This is a genomic window from Micromonospora sp. CPCC 205554, from assembly GCF_036902745.1.
GTDB lineage: Bacteria > Actinomycetota > Actinomycetes > Mycobacteriales > Micromonosporaceae > Micromonospora > Micromonospora tulbaghiae.
The window spans coordinates 1-17115 of the sequence record NZ_JBAKHP010000011.1 but is presented as its reverse complement, the minus strand read 5'-3'; the positions used below and the strand labels follow the sequence as shown (position 1 = coordinate 17115).

The 17115-nt window shown below is 71.2% G+C and carries 16 protein-coding genes; 8 read left to right on the top strand and 8 right to left on the bottom strand.

The features are described 5' to 3' along the window. The first annotated feature begins 103 nt into the window (after positions 1–103). A complete protein-coding gene (locus V6U82_RS16675) occupies positions 104–1207 on the top strand; it encodes an FUSC family protein (protein WP_334462209.1) in 1104 nt (367 codons plus the stop codon). Between the two features lie 52 nt (positions 1208–1259). On the opposite strand, the gene V6U82_RS16670 is transcribed toward V6U82_RS16675, so the two are convergent. Then, entirely contained in the window at positions 1260–2027 is a 768-nt protein-coding gene (locus V6U82_RS16670; RefSeq protein ID WP_334462206.1) for a helix-turn-helix domain-containing protein, read from the bottom strand. Positions 2028–2056: 29 nt separating this feature from the next. Here V6U82_RS16670 and V6U82_RS16665 point away from each other — a divergent pair, with 29 nt between their 5' ends. Then, positions 2057–2497 (top strand): nuclear transport factor 2 family protein, encoded by a 441-nt coding sequence (locus tag V6U82_RS16665; RefSeq protein ID WP_334462203.1) that lies wholly within the window; start codon positions 2057–2059, stop codon positions 2495–2497. Positions 2498–2546: 49 nt separating this feature from the next. Here V6U82_RS16665 and V6U82_RS16660 read toward each other — a convergent pair whose 3' ends face one another. Beyond that, positions 2547–2933 (bottom strand): VOC family protein, encoded by a 387-nt coding sequence (locus V6U82_RS16660; RefSeq protein WP_334462201.1) that lies wholly within the window; start codon positions 2931–2933, stop codon positions 2547–2549. Positions 2934–3001: 68 nt separating this feature from the next. After that, complete coding sequence (locus V6U82_RS16655; RefSeq protein ID WP_334462199.1) at positions 3002–3958, bottom strand: helix-turn-helix transcriptional regulator; 957 nt, start codon at positions 3956–3958, stop codon at positions 3002–3004. A 57-nt stretch (positions 3959–4015) separates the two neighbouring features. Between V6U82_RS16655 and V6U82_RS16650 the strand changes: the two genes are divergently transcribed. Beyond that, complete coding sequence (locus V6U82_RS16650; protein WP_334462197.1) at positions 4016–4759, top strand: alpha/beta fold hydrolase; 744 nt, start codon at positions 4016–4018, stop codon at positions 4757–4759. Between the two features lie 206 nt (positions 4760–4965). Here the strand turns inward: V6U82_RS16650 and V6U82_RS16645 are convergent, their stop codons facing one another. Next, positions 4966–6189, bottom strand: a complete 1224-nt coding sequence (locus tag V6U82_RS16645; RefSeq protein ID WP_334462195.1) for an MFS transporter — start codon at positions 6187–6189, stop codon at positions 4966–4968. A gap of 165 nt (positions 6190–6354) precedes the next feature. Between V6U82_RS16645 and V6U82_RS16640 the strand changes: the two genes are divergently transcribed. The 3 genes from V6U82_RS16640 (at position 6355) to V6U82_RS16630 (ending at position 11478) form a co-directional block, all read left to right on the top strand. Beyond that, the gene (locus V6U82_RS16640) at positions 6355–9630 is read left to right on the top strand and encodes a BTAD domain-containing putative transcriptional regulator (RefSeq protein WP_334462193.1); all 3276 of its coding nucleotides are present in this window, start codon (positions 6355–6357) and stop codon (positions 9628–9630) included. Positions 9631–9678: 48 nt separating this feature from the next. Continuing rightward, positions 9679–10320 carry an NAD(P)H:quinone oxidoreductase gene (gene wrbA / locus V6U82_RS16635; protein WP_334462192.1) on the top strand — a complete coding sequence of 214 codons (642 nt, stop codon included), beginning with the start codon at positions 9679–9681 and terminating at the stop codon, positions 10318–10320. Positions 10321–10389: 69 nt separating this feature from the next. Beyond that, the gene (locus V6U82_RS16630) at positions 10390–11478 is read left to right on the top strand and encodes an epoxide hydrolase family protein (protein ID WP_334462190.1); all 1089 of its coding nucleotides are present in this window, start codon (positions 10390–10392) and stop codon (positions 11476–11478) included. On the opposite strand, the gene V6U82_RS16625 is transcribed toward V6U82_RS16630, so the two are convergent. Further along, complete coding sequence (locus V6U82_RS16625) at positions 11462–11593, bottom strand: hypothetical protein (protein WP_334462189.1); 132 nt, start codon at positions 11591–11593, stop codon at positions 11462–11464. The genes V6U82_RS16630 and V6U82_RS16625 overlap by 17 nt on opposite strands. A gap of 271 nt (positions 11594–11864) precedes the next feature. On the opposite strand from V6U82_RS16625, the gene V6U82_RS16620 reads away from it, so the two are divergent. Both V6U82_RS16620 and V6U82_RS16615 read left to right on the top strand, forming a co-directional pair. Then, positions 11865–12914: an SMP-30/gluconolactonase/LRE family protein gene (locus V6U82_RS16620; protein ID WP_334462187.1), complete on the top strand. Its 1050-nt coding sequence runs from the start codon at positions 11865–11867 to the stop codon at positions 12912–12914. Positions 12915–12941: 27 nt separating this feature from the next. Beyond that, positions 12942–14681 (top strand): PQQ-dependent sugar dehydrogenase, encoded by a 1740-nt coding sequence (locus V6U82_RS16615; RefSeq protein ID WP_334462185.1) that lies wholly within the window; start codon positions 12942–12944, stop codon positions 14679–14681. 82 nt (positions 14682–14763) lie between these two features. Here V6U82_RS16615 and V6U82_RS16610 read toward each other — a convergent pair whose 3' ends face one another. The 3 genes from V6U82_RS16610 to V6U82_RS16600 form a co-directional block, all read right to left on the bottom strand. Next, positions 14764–15153 (bottom strand): hypothetical protein, encoded by a 390-nt coding sequence (locus V6U82_RS16610; RefSeq protein WP_334462183.1) that lies wholly within the window; start codon positions 15151–15153, stop codon positions 14764–14766. Next, positions 15150–15329 (bottom strand): hypothetical protein, encoded by a 180-nt coding sequence (locus V6U82_RS16605; protein ID WP_334462181.1) that lies wholly within the window; start codon positions 15327–15329, stop codon positions 15150–15152. Before V6U82_RS16605 ends, V6U82_RS16610 begins: the two co-directional genes overlap by 4 nt. Before the next feature lie 336 nt (positions 15330–15665). Next, positions 15666–16877: a helix-turn-helix domain-containing protein gene (locus V6U82_RS16600; RefSeq protein WP_334462179.1), complete on the bottom strand. Its 1212-nt coding sequence runs from the start codon at positions 16875–16877 to the stop codon at positions 15666–15668. Positions 16878–17115: the final 238 nt, after the last annotated feature.

Below are 17115 nucleotides of genomic sequence, written 5' to 3'. Positions count from 1 at the left end.
GCCACCCGAGCGATTGGTCAGCTCACAGCCGGGGTAGTGGCCCTCCTCGCGGAAGATCAATCGGCGGCCGGTCCCGGCCCGCCCGGCGAGAGGGGTACCACCGGTGCGGACCTGGGTGCGCGACGCCGCCGCGCGGTTACGCGACGACGGGATGACAGTGGTCGAGCTGACCGCCGCCGCTGTGGTGGCCTGGATCGTCGCGGCGGTGGTGATCCGTCACCCGGACCCGTTCTTCGCGCCGACCGCCGCGCTCGTCGTGCTCGGCGAGTCCCGCGGGCGACGGCTGCGGCAGACCGTCGAGATCCTGCTCGCCGTGGCAGCCGCCGTGCTCGTCGCGGAGCTGCTGGTGTACGCGTCGGGCCCGGGCACCGAGACGGTCCTGCTGGTGCTGCTGCTGACCACCACGACGCTCGTGGTGATCGGGGCCCGTCGTGCCCTGGTCGTGCAGGCCACCGTCTCGGCCATGTACCTGGTCGTGGTCTCCGCGCCGAACGGGACGCTGATGCCGTTCCGCTTCGTCGACGCGCTCATCGGCGGCGCCGTGGCGCTTGCCGCCAGCCAGCTGATGGCCGCCCGTGACCCGCTGGCGCCACTGGTGGCCCAGGCCCGGCGCAGCTACACCGACCTGGCCGACCTGCTCGACCAGGTCAACGCGGCGCTGCGGGACTGCGACGAGGATGCCGCCCGCGCCGCGCTGGACCGGGCGCGACAGGTGGACGACTGCGTCGCCGAGATGCAGGCCGCGGTGCTCGCCACCGGTGAGACGCTGCGGCTGGGACTGCGCCGCCGGCACCTGGGCAAGCTCGCCGAGGTGGAGGCCACGCTGCGGCAGCTCGACTACGCCGCCCGCAACATCCGCGTGCTGGCCCGGGCCGGCGTGACCCTGACCCGCCGGCACACCGCCACGCCGCCGGAGCTGGCCGCCGCGATCGGCGCGCTGACCTCCGCCGTACGGTCGGCCGGTGAGGCCATGGCCCACGACCTCACCGGCGCCGACGCCGACCGGCACGCACAGCGGGCCGACGCGGCGGCCCTGGAGGCGGTGCGGCTCGCCGCGGGCCTGCTGCGGAGCGATCCACCGCTGCCGGTAACCATGATCGTCGGGCAGATCCGGGCGACCGCCATCGACCTGCTGCGCGGTGTCGGCCACGACGACGTGACGGTGCTGGACCGGGTGGACGAGGCGCTCGGCCTGAGCCGGGCATGACACCCGGCTCCTGCCGGCCATCGGAGCCGACTTGCCGGCGGCTGACAGTGCGCTACGTCGTGAAGTAGGCGGCGCTCTCCGCGTCGGCCGGGTAGTAGGACTCGATCGCGATCTCGTCGACCGTGATGTCCATCGGGGTGCCGAATGTGGTGATGGTCGAGAACAGCCGCAGCTCTCGTCCGCCGACGCGAAGGATCATCGGTATCACGACGTCCGTTTCGATCCGCTGACCCGACGTGTTCTCCGGTTCGGGCGCCAGCAGCTCTTCGTAGAGTGCGGTGAGCTCAGGGTCGGGAGCGGTGGCGAGCTGGCGTGAGATCCGGCTGCGGAACACCGCGCGCACGTCGGCCAGATTGACGACCATGCGCCCGAACCCGCGCGGATCCAGTCCCAGCCGCACCAGGTTGACCGGCGGCCGCAGCAGGTCCGGAGCCACCTGTGCGAAGAACGGGTCGACAGCGCGGTTGGTCATCACGATGTTCCACCGGCGATCGAAGACCAGCGCCGGGTAGGGCTCGTGGGCGCGGAGCACCCTCCGGACGGCGTCGTGGACGGCTGACAGTGCGTTGTGGTCGAGCGGCCGCTCGGCGTACCGAGGTGCGAAGCCCCCGGCGAGCAGCAGCCGGTTGCGATCACGCAGCGGCACGTGGAGCTGATCCGCGAGTCGAAGGATCATGTTGGAGCTCGGCTTGGACTTACCGGTCTCGACCAGGCTGACGTGACGAGCCGAGACGTCCGCAGCGATTGCGAGATCCCGTTGGCTGAGTCCCCGGCGCTGCCGCCACTGCCGCAGGAGTTCCCCGACCGTGTACACGCTCATGGAGCGTACGCATCGTCGAGTCGGACGCCATGAAATCCGAGTTCATCGACAATCGAGGCGGTCACGCAAACACTGCATCCATGACCACGGTGAACAAGAGCATCGTCCAACGGGCGCTGGCCGGACTGATCGAGACGGGCGACGTCGATGCGCTCGCACCGTTCCTGAGTGACGACTTCGTCCACCACAGGCCGGGTGGAACCACATCGACCAAGGTGGAGTGGCTCGCCGCCGTCCGCGCCGCGCTGGTGCCGCTCGCCGCCATGCAGGTCGAGATCCATCAGGTGCTGGCCGACGGCGATCACGTCGTGATGTACTCGCGGCGCCGGCTTCCCGACGCAGGACCGGCGATCGCGGTCGTGGACATCTGGCGGATCGACGACGGACTGATCGCCGAGGCGTGGGAGATCATCGAGCCGGTGGCCCAGGTGACCGCCAACCTCGCGTGGTGGAAACCTGCTCAGCAGTGAGCAGGCGTAAGCCACCTGCGATGCCGGATCGGGGCAGCGGCTGGCAGCCTCACAGGGATTGGACGATCTGGATCGGGTTGCCGTCGGGGTCGGCGGTCCACGCGATCAGTAGCCGGCCGAGCCATCCGTGTGGAGGTGCGAGAGCGGGTGCTCCGCCCGCGACCAGGCCCTCGTAGGCCGCGGTGGTGTCATCGGTCCAGAGGACGACCGCGACGCGCTGGCCTTCGGCGACCGGATCCAAGCCGTGGTCCTCGCGGGTGGAGGCTACCGAGGCGATGCCGATCTTGTATCCGTCGAGGACGAGATCGATGTGAATCGGTTCGCCGTCAGCCGGTACCCGGAAGGTTTCCCGGAATCCCAGCCGGGTGTAGAAGGCGGCCGCCCGAGTGAGATCGTCGCTGAAGAGAATCACCTGGGGACTGCGGAAGGTCCACATGCCGCGAGCCTATCGGCGAAGCGCCGGGGCACCTGGGCCGAGGCGGGTCCGACCACCACTACCGAGCCTCAGGCGCCGGCGTCGGTGAGCAGCCGGGTGGCCAGGGCCCGTACCTCGTCCTTGAGCTTGTCCGGCCGGTCGATTGTGAACGGCCAACCGAGCCCGGCGAGCATCTGCGCCGCGCCGTCGAGCCGTTCGGCCCGGGCTGTGAGGCGTACTCCGTCGGGCACCTCGGTGAGCGTGCCGACCGACGGCGGGATCCGTCGCTGCGCCTGCTCCAGGCTGGTGTGCAGGACGACGGAGATGTCGTGCGTGTACGGCACGGCGGCCAGGCCGGCGAGTACCTGCGTGGTGGGATCGAAGCCGGCCGGGATGTCGAACCCGCCCTGGGTGGGGCGGGCTGTTCCGATGCGGTCGAGCCGGAACGTCCGTACGGCCCGGCGGTGGTGGTCGTGACCGGTGACGTACCACCGGCCGGCGTGGAAGACCAGCCCGTACGGGTCGAGCTGACGCTGGCCGTACCGGCCGCGCCAGGTGGTGTAGGTGATGATCACCGGTTGTTGATGCCGGGCCGCTTCGGCGAGCACCAGCAGCACCTCGATGCCGGGCGGAGCGGGCTTGCGGACGGGTGCGGTGAAGTCCACGGCGCCCAGCAGCGAGTCGATGCGCCGGGCGAGGGCGGCCGGCAGTACCCGGCGGATCTTCGCGGTGGCGCTCTCGGCGGCTGCTCCTTCGGCGGTGACGAGCCCCGCCCGGGTGGCGGCGACGAGCCCGAGCATGACGGCGACCGCCTCCTCGTCGGTGAGCATGAGTGGCGGCAGCTTGTATCCGGGCGCGAGCCGGTACCCGCCGTAGCGACCGCGCCGGGCCTCGACCGGGATGCCGAGGTCGGCGAGGTGTGCGGCGTAGCGGCGGACCGTGCGTTCGTCGACGTTCAGCCGGCCGGCCAGGTCAGCGACGGTGAAGCCGCCACCGGCCTGGAGGATCTCCAGCAACGCCAAAACGCGCGCGGTGGGTCGTACCAAAAATCCGACTCCTAATCCGGGCGGAATCTGTCCGGTATTGATCGTAGCGTGTGATGCATGACGACATTCGTACTGGTTCCCGGGTTCTGGCTCGGCGCGTGGGCCTGGCGCCCGGTCGCCGCTGTCCTGCGTGCGCACGGCCACGAGGTGTACCCGCTGAGCCTGACCGGCCTGGGCGAGCGTGCCCACCTGGCCCGCCCGGACACCGACCTCGACGTCCACGTCACCGACGTGGTCAACCTGCTGCGCTACGAGGACCTGCACGACGTGGTTCTCGTCGGGCACAGCTACGCCGGCGCGGTCGTCACGACAGCCGCCGCCGACCGCATGACCGACCGCGTCGCCCAGCTGGTCTTCGTCGACACCGGCCCACTGCCCGACGGGGCGGCGAACGACGACTTCAACCCGCCCCAGGAACGGGCACGAAACGCGGCAGTGGTCGCCGAGCACGGCGACGGCTGGCGGCTGCCACCTCCGCCGTGGGCCGAACTGGCGGCGACAGCGCCGGATGTCGACGAGTCGGTCGTCGCGCTGCTCGGTGAGCGGTCGGCGGCCCAACCGTGGGCGACCGCCACCACCCCGGTGCGGCTCACCGGGGCGTGGGAGAAGGTGCCCCGCCTCGGCGTGCTGTCGAGCTTCACCGCCGAGCAGGCGCGCGAGATGGCCGCCACCATGCCGCTGTGCCGGCACATGGCCGGCGACTCGTGGCGGTACGAGGAACTGCCGACGTGGCACTGGCCGATGCTCAGCCGACCGGCCGATCTGGCCCAGATCCTGCACCGAGCCAGGCCGACGGGATAGCCCACGGTGCCCGGGTGACCCCGCACCGAGGCCACCCGGTCACCGGTGCGCGATCACCGCGCACCGGTGATGTCGGCGCCCCCGGAAACCGGGATCGAACCAGCGGCTGGCACGGCTGACGGTGACCGCCCGTGCCTGCCGGCTGGTCGCCCATTCCACCTGCCGGCACGGGTACGGAGTCAGCCGCGCCGCCGCACGTGCGGTGATCAGGTGGTCGGATGGGCGAGCGTCACGGCGATGGCCGGCCCGATCGCGACGCTGAGCAGGTAGGCGAGGTTGAACAGACCCAGTGCCTCGGCACGGTGGGAGGCGGACACGACGCCTGCCGCGTGCAGGGCGAGTACGCCTTGGCCGGTCGCGGCGGCCAAGGAGCCGAGCGTCATCGCCGCGAGCAGCAGCGGTACGGCGGTGGTGACCGCCGCCAGCAGCAGCGCGGTGGCGCCGGTGACGAGCAACGCGGCGGACGCGACGCGGCGTGACACTCGCACGGATGCCGCGACCAGGAACCCGGAGCAGATGCCGCCGATCAGGTACGGCGCCAGCAGCACGGTCCCGCTGAGGGTGCCTGCCCATCCCGCGTGCTGTCGCAGCAGGTCCGGCGCGGCGTAGAGCAGGGCGAAGTTCCCCACTCCCAGCGCGAGGGCCAGCGCGCACGCCGCGAGGAACCGGCCGTTCCGTGCCACCGCAGCAGGCAGGAAGCCGTCCGGACGGACCTTGGTCCAGAACACCAGCAGAGGCAGCAATACCGTCGCGGCCGGGCCGGCCACCAGCGGTCGGTGCGGAACGAGGACGGCTGCGGTGACCAGCATGGCCAGGAGGGTCATCCCGAGGAAATCGAACGGCGCCGGCGCCACGTCCGGTGCGGTGGTGCCGCGGCGAGCCGCGGGCACGGCGAGCACCGCCAGCAGCGGCAACGCCAGCGCCGCCTGCCACGACGAGATGTCGGCGACCAGTGCGCCGGTCAGCGGACCGGTGGCCCCGACGACCGCCAGCGACGCGGCGACCACGCCCATCTGCCGGGCCGAGTCGGCCAGTTTCATCGCGGTCACGGTGAGGCCGGCAGACCCCAGTCCCTGCACCGCCGCACCGGCCACCATCGCCGGCACGCTCGGGATCGGCACGAGGATGAGCGTCCCCGCGGCCACCAGCGCGGACGCGACGGTCAGGACCGCTCGTACGCCACGACGGGCGAGCAGCGCCGCCAGCAGCGGCGTCCCCAACGCGATCCCCCAGCCGAAGGCGGTCACGCCGGCGGCCGCGGCCTGTTCCCCGCTACCCGTCGCGCGCGCCAGGTCGTCGAGCAGCAGTGCCGGTGCGGCAATCCCGAACGACAGCGGACCGGCCAGCAGGGCGAGCCAGGGTGTGGCCACCCGCCCCGGTGCGAGTTGCCTGTGGCGGGAAGCGGCTCGGTGCCGCTGTAGCTGATCCATGTCGTTCCTCCGGTGTCGGCTCGGTTCAGCCTGCCGGGGGCTCCTTACCGCCGGCTGATGGCCGACTGACGTACGCGTCGGTGGCCCCCGCGCCGCTTCCCGGTGAGCGGACCGACGGTGGCGGACGTTCGCGGGGCGGATCAGCCGGCTGGCTAGTGTGAAGCGATGAGGTTCGGGGTGCTGGGGGACGTCGCGGTGTGGACGTCGGACGGCAAACCTGTCGCCGTGCCCGGCCTCAAAGTGCGTGGTCTGCTGGCTGACCTGCTGGTTCACGAGGGACGCCCGGTGACCGCCGACCGGCTGATCGAAGATCTCTGGGGTGACGAGGCGCCGGGCAACGCGCTCGGGGCGCTCCAGACCAAGGTGTCGCAGTTGCGCCGCGCACTGGAGGCGGGCGAGGCGGGTGGCCGTGCGCTGGTCGAGTCCGGTGAAGCCGGCTACCGGCTGCGGGCGCCGTCGGAATCGGTCGACGCCGGTCGCTTCGCCGCTCTGCTGCTACGTTCGGGCGCGCAGCGGGAGCCGGCTGTGCGGGCGGCGACGCTGACCGAGGCCCTGTCGCTGTGGCGCGGTTCCCCGTACGCCGACTTCGGTGACGAGCGATTCGTCCGCCAGGCGGTCGAGCGGCTCAACGACCAGCGCATGACCGCGCTGGAGGAACTGGCCGAGGCCCGGCTCGATCTTGGCGAGCACCACCTGCTCGCCGGGGAACTGACCGACCTGGTCGCGCGCCACCCGTGGCGTGAGCGACTACGGGCCGCGCACCTGCGCGCCCTGTACGGCTCGGGACGCCAGCATGAGGCGCTGTTCGCCTACGAGCAGTTCCGTCGGCAGGCGCGCGACGAACTCGGCGTCGATCCCGGCAGAGAGCTGGTCGAGCTGCACGGGGCGATCCTGCGTCAGGATCCCGCCCTCCAGCCGCCGGCACCGGCGTCGACTCCGGCCCGAACCAACCTGCCGGCGCCTCTGTCGCCCGGTCCGTACGGCGGACTGATCGGGCGCGACGCGGCCGTCGAGGCGGTACGGGAGCGGCTGACGAACGAGCGGCTGGTGACCCTGACCGGTCTGGGTGGGGTGGGAAAGAGCAGGTTGGCGATCGAGGCCGCTCGGGTGCTGGCTGACACGTTCCCCGCTGGGGTGTGGCTCGTCGAGCTGGCCGGCCGGCCGTACAGCGGCGACCACGCGACCTGCACCGAGATCGTCGACATGGTGGCGGCGACGCTCGAGATCCGGGACGACAGTCCGCCCGGCCTGCCCGGTGATCGACCACCCCGCGAGCCGATGGACCGGCTGGTCACCGCGCTGCGAGGTCGGCGCATGCTGTTGCTGCTCGACAACTGCGAACACGTGGTGGCGCCGGTCGCTCAACTGACCGAGAAACTCCTCGGCGCCGCGGCCGACCTGCGCATCCTGGCGACGAGCCGCGAACCGCTCGGGATCCCCGGCGAGGTCGTCTTTCCGGTGCCGCCGCTGGCCCTGCCGGAGCCCGGAGCCGGCGCGCGGCAGATCGCCGAGGCCCCGGCGGTTCGGCTCTTCGTCGCCCGCGCCCGCGCCACCGAGCCGGGGTTCACCGTCGATGAGCGGAACACGGACGCGGTCGCCGTCATCTGCCGGCGTCTCGACGGCGTACCGCTGGCGCTGGAACTGGCCGCGTCCCGTCTGGCCGTTCTCGACCCGGGCGAGCTGGCGGCACGGCTCGACGATCGCTTCCGGCTGCTGTCCTCCGGCCGGCGCACCGCGCCCCCGCGTCAGCAGGGGCTTCGCGCCGTGATCGACTGGAGTTGGGAGCTGCTGTCGCCTCCCGAACGCGCGGTGCTGCGCCGGCTCGCGGTCTTCGCCGACGGCGCCACCCTGGCCGCCGCCGAGCAGGTGTGCGCCGGCAGGCAGGTGGCGTCGGACGAGGTCCTCGATGTGCTGGCACGCCTGATCGACCGATCGTTGGTCATGGTGCGGCACGACGAGAGTCCGCGACGCTTTCGGCTTCCGGAGACAGTGGCCGCCTACGGTCTGGAACAGCTCGACAGCGCCGCCGAACTGCCCGCAACTCGTCGCCGTTACGTCACGTGTTTCGCCCGTCTGGCCGAACAGGCCGCCGGACGGCTACGTGGTCACGATCAGAGTCGCGCGCTACGCGAGCTCGACGCCGAGAACGCAAACCTCCGGGCGGCGCTCGACGTCGCCGCCACCGACGGTCAGGCCCGCGTGGGCTTGGCGCTCGCCACCTCGTTGTCCTGGTACCGGCTTCTCCGGGGTCGATTCGGAGAGGTGAGCCGGTCACTGCGAACGGCGTTGGACATCGTCCCGAGGAGCGAGGACGACGTCGCACCGGACGGCCTGCGGCGCCGTGCGGAGATGTGGCTGACCGCTCTCGCCACCCGGGACGGCGATCCGACCGCTCCCCGGCAGCGGATCCTGGACAGCTACCAGGACACCGAAGGGCCGGAGAAGGCGTTCGCGCAGTGGTTGTTCGCCTTCATGATGCTCGGGTCCGGAGATCCGGGCGAGGCCGCCGTCCTGGTCGACGCGGCGCTGGCGGCGTTCCGCGCCGGCGGGGACCGGTGGGGCATCGCTGCCGCCTGTGCCGTCCGAGCGGACCTCGCGCTCGTACTCCGCAGCGACCTGCCCGCGGCGCAGCGTGACTGCGAGACCAGCCGGTCGCTGTTCGAGCAGGTGGGCGACCGCTGGGGACAGGTGCATCCGACGAGCCTGCTGGGAACCCTGGCCGAGATCCACGGCGACTACGATCGCGCCGCCACGCGCTACCGGGAGGCGCTGCGCATCGCCGAACACCTGCGACTGTGGACGTCGGTGTCCCGGCAGCTGGCATGCATCGGCCGGCTCGCCCTCTTGCGGGGCGACCTCGACGAGGCCGCCGTCAGTCACGACCGCGCGCTACAGGTGGCGCAGGAACAGTCGAGCCGCTCAGCGGCCGCCTTCGCCGCCACGGGACTGGCGATGATCGCGCGACGACGGGGCGATCTCGACGCCGCCGAGACCCAGCAGCGGGACCTGCTCGACTGGAACCGCCGCGCCGGCTTCCTGCCGGGCTGCGCGCTCGCGCTGGCCGAGTTGGGGTTCGTCGCGGAGCACCGCGGTGATGCTGTCCTCGCCGAGCGCCACCACCGTGAGTCGCTCGACGCGGCGCGCGCCACCGGGGATCAACGGGCGGTCGCCCTGGCTCTCGAGGGCCTGGCCGGGGCCGTCAGCCTCGGCGGTGACAGCCGCCGCGCCGCGCGGCTGCTCGCCGCGGCACGGACGCTGCGCGAGGCCGCCGGAGCGCCGCTGCCTCCCGGCGAGCAACATGACGTCCAGCGCATCACCGTCCGTCTCCGGGAGGCGCTCGGCAGCGACGAACTCGCTGCCGAGATGAGCCGCGGCGCACAGCTCGACCTCGACGAACAGCCGTTCGGCGGCGTCGGTAAGGCGATGGTCAGCGAACGGTAAGCCTGATCGGCACGGTTGACCGTGAACCGAGCCGACCCAGGAGGCACCATGCACACCGATGCCAGGATCGCCGTCATCTACTACTCCGCCACCGGCACTGTCCACCGGCTCGCGCAGGCATTTGCCGATGGAGCCGCCGACGCCGGCGCGGAGGTCCGCCTGCGCCGGGTGGCCGAGTTGGCCCCGGAGCACGTCATCGATGCCAAGCCGCAGTGGCGAGCCCACCTCGACGCCACCGCCGACATCCCGCTCGCCACCCTGGACGACCTCCGCTGGGCCAACGGGTACGCCTTCGGCACGCCGACCCGTTTCGGGAACATCTGCTCCCAGCTGCGCCAGTTTCTCGACACCACGACCGTCCCGTGGCAGGCGGAGGAACTGGCCGACAAGCCGGCGACCGGCTTCACGGCCACCTACGAGGAACACGGCGGTCAGGAGGCGACCCTGCTCAGCCTCTACCAGACCTTCCACCACTGGGGGTCGATCATCCTGCCCACCGGCTACCTGAACTACGACACCGCTCACGCCGCCGGCGGAAACCCGTACGGCGTCAGCCAGGTGGAGAGCCGCGCCAGCCGGGATCCCGAGTACGCCAGAGCTGTCCTCGAGACGGCCTGCTTTCAGGGCGCGCGCCTGGCCCGGATGGCAACCGCTGTCGCCGCCGCCCGCGCGGGCAGCCGGCTCGGGTAGGAGCCCGGCGGCGGCCGCCTGCCCGTTCGGGCGGCCGCCCTTGACCCCTTGCGATGGGATCATGATCGGGTGACGCCCTTCCGCATCGACGTGCCCGAAGCCGTCCTGGACGACCTGCGGGCTCGGCTTTCGCGGACAAGGTTCGCGCCGGCCGCACCAGGAGAGCCGTGGGCGGCCGGCACCGACCCCGGGTACCTGGCAGAACTGGTGCGGTACTGGCGCGATCGATTCGACTGGCGTGCGGTCGAGCGTGCCCTCAATCGGTACCCCCAGTTCGTCACCACGGTCCGAGGCACGCCGGTCCACTTCGTTCATGTTCGCTCGGCATCGCCCGACGCCACGGCGCTGATCCTGACCCACGGCTGGCCCAGCACGTACACGGAGATGTTGCCCCTGGTGTCCCGGCTCGCAGACTTCGACCTCGTCATACCGAGCCTGCCCGGCTTCGTCTTCTCCGGGCCTCTCGCCGAGGGCCCGACGACCGAGGCGGCTGTCGCGGACGTGTGGGCCGAGCTGATGACCCGTCTGGGCTACGACCGCTTCGGCGCCTACGGTGGCGACATCGGGTCCGGCGTGACGACGTGGCTCGGCGCCCGCCACGCGGATCGGGTCATCGGGGTCTTCTCGCAGCACATCAAGTTCCCGCCGGCGGACCGCAGGGACGACCTCAGCCCGGCCGAGGAGGCGTTCGTCGCCATGCTCGACGTGAAGGCCCAAGATGACTGGGGCTACGGGATCCTCCAGGAGACACGGCCCGACACCCTTGCGGCCGCGCTGAGCGACTCGCCGTCCGGACTGGCCGCGTGGATCATCGAGAAGTACCAGCGCTGGAGCGACTGCGGCGGCGACATCTCCCGCCGGTTCGACTTCGACGAACTGCTGACCACAGTGATGCTGTACTGGGTCACCAACTGCATAGGCACGTCCTTCCGGCCCTACCGTGACGACCACCTGGCCCCACATCTGCCGATGGTCGCCGTGCCCGCCGGTGTCACGGTCAGCGTGGAGGACGCCGGCCTGCCCCGGTCGTTCGCGGAACGCACGTACGCCAACCTCACCCACTGGCGCGAACCCACGGTCGGCGGCCACTTCCTCGCCCAGGAAGAGCCCGACCTGCTCGCTGCCGATCTGCGCGCCTTCTTCAGCGCGCTGCGCTGATCCAGGAGCTCCTGGACGAGGCGCCCAACCCGGCCACCGAGCACGAGGCGCCGGTGGCGCTGCCCACCTCTTCGGTGCCGGCGGCGTCGACCCGGTGCACGTCGTACCCGGTCACGCCGGTGTCCTTCCACTTCTGGAGCGGCCGTACCGGGTGACCAGGTCGGGAAGCTCAGCGACCGGCACGACGGGCCGAACGACCCGGCCAGGTCGTCGGGCGCCTTCGGGGCATGTGCCGAAGGTGATCGTGGGGAACTGATGCGGGGCGCCGCTTCCTCGCCTAAGCTGCGTCCATATGCATCGACACTGATCAATAGCAGGTGTCGGCGGACGGGGCCGATCCAGGCAACCACGGGCCTCGCATTCACCGACTCCGATTGGAGTACCCGATGACCTGGCGTCCCGCAATCGCCGCACTCACCGGCCTGTGCCTCGCGCTCACCACCGCACCGGGCCCCGCCGGTGCCGCACCCCCGGCACCTCGGGACGCCGCTGATGTGAACGTTCACGCCGGCCCACCCGGCGCGCCCCCCGGGGTCTGCCCGGGCGGCACCGGGTACGGCCCGCCCCTGCCGGCCGGCTCCGTGTCCGCGACGAAGATCCGGAGCGGGTTCTCGTTCCTCGAAGGACCGGTCTGGATCGCCGACGGCGGCTACATGCTGATGTCCGACATGGCCGCGGGCACCGGGCCGGACAACGTGCAGCCCTCCACGGTCCGCCGGTTCACCCCGCCGGCGACCTTCGACACCTTCGTCGCCGACGCCGGCAGCAACGGCCTGGCGCTCAGCCCCGACGCCCAGCAGATCATCGCCGCCACCCACGACCAGCGGGACGTCTCCGCATACCGCCTGAGCGACCAGGCCCGCAGCACCGTCGCCGCCGACTACCAGGGCCGGGCGTTCAACTCACCCAACGACGTCACGGTCCGCTCCGACGGCGTCGTCTACTTCACCGACCCCAGCTTCCAGCGCGGCAACCGACCCGACCAGATGAGCGGACGTACGAGCGTCTTCCGCGTCTCCGGCGGCCAGGTGTCGCTGGTGGACGACCGGCTGCGGCAACCCAACGGCATCGCGCTCTCCCCGGACGGCGGCACGCTCTACGTGGGCGCCTACTCCGAGAACAAGATCTACAAGTACGTCGTCCAGCCCGACGGCAGCACCGGCGCTCGCAGCGTCTTCGTGAACTACATCGGCGGTCCCGACGGGGTCACCATCGACTGCGCCGGCAACGTGTACTGGGCCTCCGGCTCGGACGGGCTGATCCACGTCTACTCGCCCGCCGGCGCGCAGCTCGGCACGATCCGCTCCGGCGGCACCGGCACCACCAACGTGGCGTTCGGCGGACCCGACCGGCAGACCCTCTACATCACCTCCGGCCGAACGAACGACTCGGGCCTGTACAGCGTGCGGCTCAACGTTCCCGGCTACCCGTACTGACCAAGAACCCTGGGAAGGAAAGCACCCGTGCGGACCCATCCTCGCCAGTTCCGACACCGCGTCCCGCTCGCCCTGCTGATCTGCGCCGGCACCGTCCTGACCGGCGTACCCGCGAACGCCGCGGCGGCCGCACCGGCGGCCGGTAGCCGGCCGGCGGTGCGGCTCGCCGCCGACACCAGCCCGCCCACCCGGCCGACCGGCCTGCGCAGCACCCGGCTGACCTGCCAGTCCGTCACGCTCTCCTGGTACGCCTCCCGGGACAACGTCGGCGTCGCCTTCTACGACATCTACCACGACGGCCAGCTCGTCACCTCGGTCCCGGGACAGACGCGGACCGCCACGCTCAGCGTCGTGCAGGGTGTCACCTGGGGCTGGTACGTCAACGCCCGCGACGCCGCCGGCAACGTCTCGCAGGCCAGCTCCACGCTCCCGGTCACCCCGCCGTTCTGCCAGCAGGACACGTCTCCGCCCAGCACGCCGACCAACCTGGCCGCGACGGTCAACGGCACGGACGTGACCCTCAACTGGTCGGCCTCCACCGACAACGTCGCGGTCACCGGCTACACCATCCTGCGCAACGGTACGGCGGTCGGCTCCACCACCGGCACCGCCGGCAACCCGCCGGCGACCACGTTCACCGACACCGGGCTGACGCCCGACACCGACTACCGGTACACCGTGACCGCCCGGGACGCCCAGGGCAACGTCTCGGGGGCGAGCGCCGCGGTCACCGCGCGCACCGGCTCGGGCTGCACGAGCCCGATCTGCGGCGCCACGGCGGTCACCACCGAGAAGGACCTGCCCTGGGGCCTGGTGCAACTGCCCGACGGCACGGTCCTCTACGGCCGGCGGGATCTGTTCGACATCGTCGCCATGAACCCGGACGGCACCGACAAGCGCAGCATCGGCACCGTGCCGAACGTGGCCGGCACCAGCGGCGAGGGTGGCGTGCTCGGGCTGGCCGTCTCGGCCGACTTCACCACCGACCGGTGGCTGTACATCTACCACACCACCACGACCGACAACCGGATCGTGCGCATCCGCTACGACGGCACGCTGCAAACCGGCACCAGGCAGGTGCTCGTCACGGGAATCCCGCGCAACAAGTACCACAACGGCGGCCGGCTGCGTTTCGGTCCCGACGGCAAGCTCTACGCCGCCACCGGCGACGGACAGGACCCGGACGTGGCCCAGGACACCGGCAACCTGGGCGGCAAGGTGCTGCGGCTCAACCCCGACGGCACCGTCCCGGCGGACAACCCCTTCGGCAACTACGTGTGGAGCTACGGCCACCGCAACCCGCAGGGACTCGCCTTCGACTCCCAGGGCCGGCTCTTCGAGCAGGAGTTCGGCAACAACGTCATGGACGAGACCAACATCATCGTCAAGGGCGGCAACTACGGCTGGCCCGCCTGCGAGGGCACCTCCGGCGACTGCGCCAACCCGAACTTCAGGGCCCCGATCCGGACGTACCCGGTGGCCGAGGCCTCGTGCAGCGGCATCGCGATCGTCCGGGACGTGCTCTACATCGCCTGCCTGCGCGGCAACCGGATGTACCGCGCGGAGATCAGCGGCAACACGCTCACCAACGTCCAGCAGTACTTCGTCGGGACGTACTTCCGGCTGCGCACCGTCGAACCGACCCTCGACGGCAACCTGTGGCTGACCACGAGCACCGGCGGGGACAAGGACAGCACCCCGAACAACAGCAACGAGAAGATCCTCAAGGTGACCCTCGGCGGGGCGGCGTCCGGCCCCACGAGCTGAGGGCGAGCCGGGAATCGGGCACCGTCGGCCCTCGGAGGGTGCTCGCGTCGCGCGGGCACCCTCCGAGCGGTCCGGTCCTCACCTACCTTGCCTGTTGGGTGAAGTGGCAGTTCGGCATCGAGTGAGGCGACGATGTCGGCCCCACCGGCGCACCGCCATGGATTTCCTTCACTTGAGACGCGTCAGAGGTGACCTCTTCAGCTGGCACGGTTGCTGTACATCGCTGCTGCACTACCGGCATGAGGTGGCCGGTTTGCCTGGTCCAGCCGAGGAAGCGGCGGTGCAGCACGCCGGCCGGCGTCCAGGGCATGTCCTCGGTGGCCTGAACGAGGTAGGCACCGAGGTAGAGGGCCAGCGACACCGGCGTATCCATGAACTCCGCGCGCAACTCCCGCTTCCGGGTCGGGCAGGGCCAGGGCAGGTCGCAGCCACCACAGCTCCAGACCGGCATGACCGGGCCGTGGGTGGTCACCGCGCACCCTCCAGGAACCGCGCGGTGATCGCCCGCGCCTGCCGGCTCGTCGCCCATTCCACCTGCCAACAGGGGTACGGAGTCAGCCGCGCCCACCACGCTCGGCACCCGGCACACATGCCGTCGAGCCCTCGTACATGAACCGCGACGATCGACTGTTCCTGCTCGCTGGTCACCGCTCACCCTCCGACGGCCAGTGGCCCCGATTGATCGGAATTCGATGCCGGGCGCGGCAGGGCAAGTCGGCCCCACAGTGGCAGATGCGCCGCCAGAGCCGCCACGACCACACCGGCCGGTGCCTGCGGGCAAGAGTCAGCGCGGCGGCAGAAAGGTATTCATCATACGAGACGCGCCGCACGGACCCTCCCTCGCTCACGAACGAGGGCGGCCTCCCACCCCCGAGGTTGAGGGGGACGCGGCGACCAGGCGATACCCGCACCGCCCGCCGCATCCCGTGAGCAAGAAGCTACGGTCGGTCGCGAGGCGGAACGGGTAGGGTTCCTACCCCTGGATCACGAGAGCAGGCCGACCTTGACCGCAAGGTCACGGGCGTCGTCACGGGTGGAGCGTGGGCCGTCGAGCAGGTCCAACGTGATCTGGCGGGCGTACCCGTTGAAGCGGATCGTCTCGGGGGCCGACTCGTACGCCTTCCGCAGCGTCGTCACGGCCGCTTCCTTGTCGTCCTTGCCGTAGTGCGCCCGCGCCACCTCGATGAGATGGCGTGCCCGGCGCGGCCTCGACGGGATGACCGCCGAGTCGTGGCGACGCGCCTGCCGTACCGCCTCACCGGACTTCTGCAACTCCACCGCCACGGTTACCGCGTGGGCGCCCATGATGACCCGGGAGAACGACGTCTGCGGCTGATAGAAGCCTTCCGGCAGACGCTGCGCCACCCGGTCCGCCCGATCCCAGTACCGCCAGGCCCGGCCTTCCTCGCCGGCCCGAGCGGCGGTGTACGCGGCCTCGAAGTTGAGCGCACCCCACAACGCCAGCAGATTCGTGCCCGCGTCGGCCGCCCTCGGCTCCAGAGCCGACAGGACATCGTGCCTTACCGCCATGGCGGTGTCCCAGTCCCCCGCGTCCCGATGCACTTGACACAGGAACCATGCCGCGAGGGCCACCGCCTCCGGGTCACCGGAGTCCTGCGCCGCCACCATCGCCCGGTCCGCGACCCGCCACAACAACTCGGCAGCCGGCTGGTACGCAAGGAACATCTGCGTCAGCCCGAACGTCTCCGCCAACAGCGAGTGCGCCTGCCGACGCTCGATGCCCTCGTACACAAGCGCGGCCCGTTGCACGTCGTGCAGGAGTCTCGGCAGCAGCCCACCCAGCACCGTCCGGTGATCGGACGCCTGATGACGCGCCCGCCAGGCCATCGCAAGCCGCTCACGCAAACCGGCCAACGACTCCGGCTCAGCGTCGTCAGCGAGCACGACGCGGTTCACGGCGTCCCGCACCGACGCCAGCGCCGGATGCTCAGGCCCGTTGACCACAGCGGACCTGTCGCTCAGCTCGCCGGCCAGGGCGGACACGTCGACCTTCAGTGCTCGCGCGATGCGATCCAGCATGTGGATGCGCGGCGGCAGGATCCGGTCGGTCTCGACCGCCTTGACCCACTCGGCGCTGCGCCCCACCAGTCCACCCAGCACCGCGCGAGTCTTCCCGGACCGCTCCCGGTAGACCTTCAGCCGCTGCCCGAAAGTCAGCTCCGGCAAGGATTCCATCCCGAACCTCCTCAAGCGCGGGACGCCACCACCGGCCTCTTAGCCGCCGTGGCACCAACGCTACCGACCTATGTGCGGCCGCATAACCCCGAACACACCGGCGTGCTGTCCGGCTCGGCTCAGGTCAGCCGATCAGGGGTCGGGCCAAGACGAAGGGTTCCAAGGTCATTTTTCCGGGTCTTGTGACGGATGTGTGGGTCGGGTGTTCATGGGCGGGGTAGTTCGGGTCGGTGGCCGC

Coding starts and splice junctions, on each gene's coding strand:
- V6U82_RS16670 (WP_334462206.1), bottom strand. CDS start 2,027: ATGAGCGTGTACACGGTCGGGGAACTCCTGCGGCAGTGGCGGCAGCGC.
- V6U82_RS16665 (WP_334462203.1), top strand. CDS start 2,057: ATGAAATCCGAGTTCATCGACAATCGAGGCGGTCACGCAAACACTGCA.
- V6U82_RS16660 (WP_334462201.1), bottom strand. CDS start 2,933: ATGTGGACCTTCCGCAGTCCCCAGGTGATTCTCTTCAGCGACGATCTC.
- V6U82_RS16650 (WP_334462197.1), top strand. CDS start 4,016: ATGACGACATTCGTACTGGTTCCCGGGTTCTGGCTCGGCGCGTGGGCC.
- V6U82_RS16645 (WP_334462195.1), bottom strand. CDS start 6,189: ATGGATCAGCTACAGCGGCACCGAGCCGCTTCCCGCCACAGGCAACTC.
- V6U82_RS16640 (WP_334462193.1), top strand. CDS start 6,355: ATGAGGTTCGGGGTGCTGGGGGACGTCGCGGTGTGGACGTCGGACGGC.
- wrbA (WP_334462192.1), top strand. CDS start 9,679: ATGCACACCGATGCCAGGATCGCCGTCATCTACTACTCCGCCACCGGC.
- V6U82_RS16620 (WP_334462187.1), top strand. CDS start 11,865: ATGACCTGGCGTCCCGCAATCGCCGCACTCACCGGCCTGTGCCTCGCG.
- V6U82_RS16600 (WP_334462179.1), bottom strand. CDS start 16,877: ATGGAATCCTTGCCGGAGCTGACTTTCGGGCAGCGGCTGAAGGTCTAC.